This window comes from Bacteroidales bacterium, from assembly GCA_023229505.1.
GTDB lineage: Bacteria > Bacteroidota > Bacteroidia > Bacteroidales > JAGOPY01 > JAGOPY01.
Window position 1 is genome coordinate 1 of record JALNZD010000095.1, and the last position, 3,604, is coordinate 3,604.

Below are 3,604 nucleotides of genomic sequence, written 5' to 3' on the forward strand. Positions count from 1 at the left end.
AGTCGCACCGAAAACTTCATTTTCTTTTATGATTAGAACCGGGAATTCGGGCTCTCTATAAAAAAAATTGATTTTCATAATTTATTCTATCCGATGTACTTCTTGCAAGCGCCGCTTTCACATAACGTTTTGCGGTATAAGCAGTGCTGGTGGCACTGCGAAAAGGTATCCTGATACACAGGGTTTAACCCAATTGAGGAATTATCCCACGTGCAAAATGCCAGCATTGCTTATGACCGCGTGTTGTGTGCTGGGCTTTATTTATTAATCATTAGTTTTTCAATCCTTTCAAGGTGGTAGAATGTATCCAAGCGGGGGGGGCAAGAGGGGCAAGCTCTTTTGCAATTTTAGGTCTGCGTGTGGAATTGTGCGAATTGCAAATGTGCTTGCCCTTATGCGAGGGCTTGCTATTCTGTTGGTCTTCCGGCTGCAATATTCTTACTCCGCTCGATGGATTGAAGCGCTAAATAATTATCACCAAATTTCGTAAGGCTTTCCATTTCTTTGTCGTACTGGTCATAATGACGTTCTTCATCGTCAACCAGTGCTTCGAAAATCTTTTTAGAAGCTGAATCGGCATTTTTTGAACACTCGTTAGTCCATTCGTTATAATCCTTAACACTCCCTGTTTCCATTCCTGCTGCTATTTCGAGCATCTTTTTAACATCGTGAATTTTCTGAACATCATGCGCTGCCTTCATTTCAACTTCTCCTTTTAGAAACAGTATGCGTTCGGCAAGTTTTTCAACGTGCATCATTTCTTCAATGGCTGTGCGTTTAAAAAGGTTTGATAATAAATCGTAACCCAAATCGTCGCAACGGAAATGGAAATACATATACTGGTGAACTGCACTTAATTCGTCGGCTATAGCCTTGTTTAATAATTCTATACTCTTTTCTTTCATTGGTGAACTATTTAATTAATTTTTTACATCATTCAAAGACATTCCTAAAGCATTGGCTACTCCCGCTCCGTATGCTTTGTCTGCCTTTAAGCAATTACCGATGTGCCGTACTTTTATTTCTTTTGGAGCATCACCCATAGCACGTCCAGTATTTTCAAACAAAACTTGTTGTTGTGCTTTGTTCATTAATCTGAATAAATCGCCAGCTTGGGAGTAATAATCATCATCTTCACGATGGTTCCAGTAATCGGCAGCACCATCAATTTCAAGAGGTGGTTCTTTAAATTCGGGTTGCTCCTGCCATTCACCGTAACTATTGGGTTCATAGCCTAAAGTTGCCCCGTAATTACCATCAGTTCGCATTTGACCATCACGGTGAAACATATTCAAAAATGGGCAACGAGATTTGTTTACCGGAATTTCACTATGGTTTACTCCCAAACGGTAGCGTTGTGCATCGCCGTATGAAAATAAACGGCCTTGTAACATTTTATCGGGTGAAAATCCAATGCCCGAAACAATATTAGCCGGATTAAAAGCGGCTTGTTCTACATCGGCAAAGTAATTTTCGGGGTTTTTATTTAATTCCATAACCCCAACATCAATTAGAGGGTATTCTTTATGAGACCAAACTTTTGTTAAGTCGAACGGATTGAATTTGCATTTTCTTGCTTGCTCATCGGTCATTACCTGTATTTTCATCGTCCATTTTGGGAAGTCGCCTTTTTCGATACTATCGAATAAATCTCGTTGATGACTTTCTCGGCATTTTCCAATAACAGCTTCGGCTTCCTGGTCGGTTAGATTTTTTATGCCTTGTTGGGTTTCCAAATGAAATTTAACCCAAATACGTTCGTTCTTATTGTTAAACATACTAAAGGTATGACTGCCAAATCCGTGCATGTTGCGGTATGAAGCAGGGATACCTCGTTCACTCATAGTTATAGTTATCTGGTGAATGGCTTCGGGTAAGCTTGTCCAAAAATCCCAATTGTTTTTAGCACTACGCAAATTCGTTCTTGGGTCACGTTTTACCGCATGATTCAAATCAGGAAATTTTAACGGGTCTTTCAGGAAAAATACAGGAGTGTTGTTTCCTACCAAATCCCAGTTTCCTTCTTCGGTGTAAAATTTCATAGCAAAACCTCTGATATCTCGTTCTGCATCAGCAGCACCACGTTCTCCCGCAACGGTAGAGAACCTTGCAAAACATTCCGTTTTCTTTCCTATCTCCGAGAAGATTTTAGCTTTGGTATATTTCGTAATATCGTGCGTTACCGTAAATGTACCAAAAGCACCTGAACCTTTTGCGTGCATTCGTCTTTCGGGAATAACCTCGCGGTCGAAATGTGCTAATTTTTCGAGAAACCAAATGCTTTGTAATAACGCCGGACCTCTTTTCCCAGCAGTCATTATGTTCTGATTGTCTGCAACTGGTGCTCCAGAACTACTTGTTAATTTTTTGTTTTTCATGACTGAAGAATTAATTATTATTACTATTTGAAATATTTATCGTTGGTATTATTAGGCCCATAACAATTGTTCCGATCAGCCCTAAGGCTAAAACTATTAGTATTGCTGATAATGGCGTTATTAAAAATACACATGATACAGTTATCATAATCCACATAGTACAAATAGAACATAGCTTAAGCCGCTTGCTCATTCCTCTGTTTGATTGAAATTCCAAGATGTAAGAACCTATAAACTTATTTATTATTAATGAATGATATAGTTTATCGGAACTTCTCATGTACAATCCGGCGGTAAGTAATACAAATGGAGTTGTGGGCAAGCCCGGAACAAATAAACCTATTGTCCCTATACAAAGGGAAATAGTTCCCAAGAAAATCAATATTGCTCTAAATAAATTCATGCCATTATTTTTTGTCTTTCAAAAATTTACCAATGATTTGAAGTTTTACATCTTCAATTTTAAAGTCTGGAATCTTCTTTTTTTCAAAGTACATCTCAATCATCTCATTAAGTTCTGCATCCACAAAATCCTCGATCCTATCAGATTCGGAGCAATATAAATGATGATGACTTTCCATTATGGCATCATATCTCATAATATCCCTTTCGGTTTTTACTTTTTTTATTAATTCATTTGCCACCAAAGCATCAAGAACTTTATATACTGTTGCCGTCGCAATGTTTGGATGGTTTTTTCGAATATAATCTATTATATTTTCGGCAGTAGGATGATTATTGAGTTTAACAATAGCCTCCAGAATAGCAATCCTTTGAGGAGTTACTTTAAGTCCTTTCTCAATTAATTTATTTCTTATTTCATTGATTTTCATAACTAATAATTGTCTAATGAGAATTATTCTCTTTTAATAACAAACAAATTTAATATTTTTTAAATCGTAAGTCAAGATTCAGCAGAAATTATTTTCGAAACTGGTGGGCGGTAAGATTGTAGCTCTTTTGCAAGCCTTTGGTTGGAGCGTCGGCTCGTGTGGGCATGCAAATGTGCTGCAATGTGCGGTTGGCAGTTTCATGTTGTGGTTTTTTTGTTTTTAATCAAGCAGTAAATTGTCTGTCGAAGTGATTTTTTAGCCTTGCACACAACGTTCGAGCGCAGCGCCCTGGCCCGGGTTTTTATTGCACCATACGGGCGGGTGCCTTGCTTAAACGGTTAAAGTTACAAAATCATTTTCAAATGCACCCGCCCACATGGTGCAACATTTTAA

Annotated in this window: 3 protein-coding genes; all 3 read right to left on the reverse strand. The window is 38.0% G+C overall.

Annotation, left to right across the window (positions count from 1 at the left end):
- Positions 1–407: 407 nt before the first annotated feature.
- The 3 genes from M0Q51_17205 to M0Q51_17215 all read right to left on the reverse strand — a co-directional run bounded on the left by M0Q51_17205 (position 408) and on the right by M0Q51_17215 (position 3,211).
- Positions 408–905: a manganese catalase family protein gene (locus M0Q51_17205; GenBank protein ID MCK9401708.1), complete on the reverse strand. Its 498-nt coding sequence runs from the start codon at positions 903–905 to the stop codon at positions 408–410.
- A gap of 15 nt (positions 906–920) precedes the next feature.
- Entirely contained in the window at positions 921–2,378 is a 1,458-nt protein-coding gene (locus tag M0Q51_17210; protein MCK9401709.1) for a catalase, read from the reverse strand.
- 407 nt (positions 2,379–2,785) lie between these two features.
- Positions 2,786–3,211, reverse strand: a complete 426-nt coding sequence (locus M0Q51_17215; GenBank protein ID MCK9401710.1) for a transcriptional repressor — start codon at positions 3,209–3,211, stop codon at positions 2,786–2,788.
- Between the last annotated feature and the right edge of the window lie 393 nt (positions 3,212–3,604).